The organism is Chloroflexus sp. (genome assembly GCF_049970315.1).
Lineage (GTDB): Bacteria > Chloroflexota > Chloroflexia > Chloroflexales > Chloroflexaceae > Chloroflexus.
In genome coordinates, this window is the sequence record NZ_JBMFNE010000074.1 from 1 (window position 1) to 954 (window position 954).

The window sequence follows — 954 nt, forward strand, 5'->3', positions numbered from 1 at the left end:
CCATCGCCGAGCAGGTCACAACGACGGTTGATCAGACGCGCTGGGTTGACGTGGTAAGCGTTTCGTCGCGCCAGCAACGGCGCACCCCGGTGGGAGGACTGATCGGCAGTGCCACTTTCAGCGGGCCGCTTGCGCCCCTGCGCGAGCTGATCGTTTGGGGCAGCTTGATCCACATCGGGCGCAACGCGGTCAAAGGCGACGGCTGGTACACCCCGGACGGGATGGAGGTCTTGCCGTAACGCCAGTAGCAAGGCATTGCCTTGCGAACTTGACAACGACAGGTGTTTCGGAGTATCAATGAACACACCGGCAGTGCATAACAACCGAGCCAGCATTGCAGCCATCAGCGCACTGCATGATCGTTTCTGCACCTTAACAACCAGCATGTCACCCATTGCGGGCGACGCCGGTACAGAAAGGAAGACTGCACCATGGAACTCATCGTTAGCGAACGCGGCAGTTTTGTCGGTAAACACCAAGGCCGGCTGCGGGTAACCAAGGACAATGAGCTGGTACGTGAAGTACCGATCATGCATCTCCGACAAGTCATCATCTGTGGTGGCGGTGTCGCCATCAGCAGCGATGCCATACGGGTGTGCAGTGAAGAAGGCATCCCAATCCACTTTATCAGCACCAATGGTACCCCACATTCTAGCCTCTACAGTGCTGGCCTCACCGGCACCGTTCTCACGCGGCGAGCACAACTGCGTGCTTATGACGGGCCGGCCGGTGTCGCCCTTGCCCGTGCATTCACGCTGGGCAAACTAGGTAACCAAGCCAACCTCCTGCGCTACGCAGCAAAAAATCGCAAAGAGACGGCACCTGATGTATACGAACAACTGATGACTACAGCTGGTGAAGCGGTTGACTACCAAATCGCAGTCGAACGACTCAAAGGCGAAACGGTTGATGAGATTCGTGAAGAATTGATGGGGATTGAAGGCCGCTACGCAG

The 954-nt window shown here is 57.2% G+C and carries 2 protein-coding genes; both read left to right on the forward strand.

Features of this window, described 5'->3' with window-relative positions; translation table 11 throughout:
• On the forward strand, nucleotides 1-239 hold a 239-nt coding region (gene cas6 / locus ACP5OT_RS17670; RefSeq protein ID WP_428132896.1), incomplete at its 5' end, for a CRISPR system precrRNA processing endoribonuclease RAMP protein Cas6.
• Between the two features lie 192 nt (nucleotides 240-431).
• On the forward strand, nucleotides 432-954 hold a 523-nt coding region (gene cas1 / locus ACP5OT_RS17675; RefSeq protein WP_428132898.1), incomplete at its 3' end, for a CRISPR-associated endonuclease Cas1.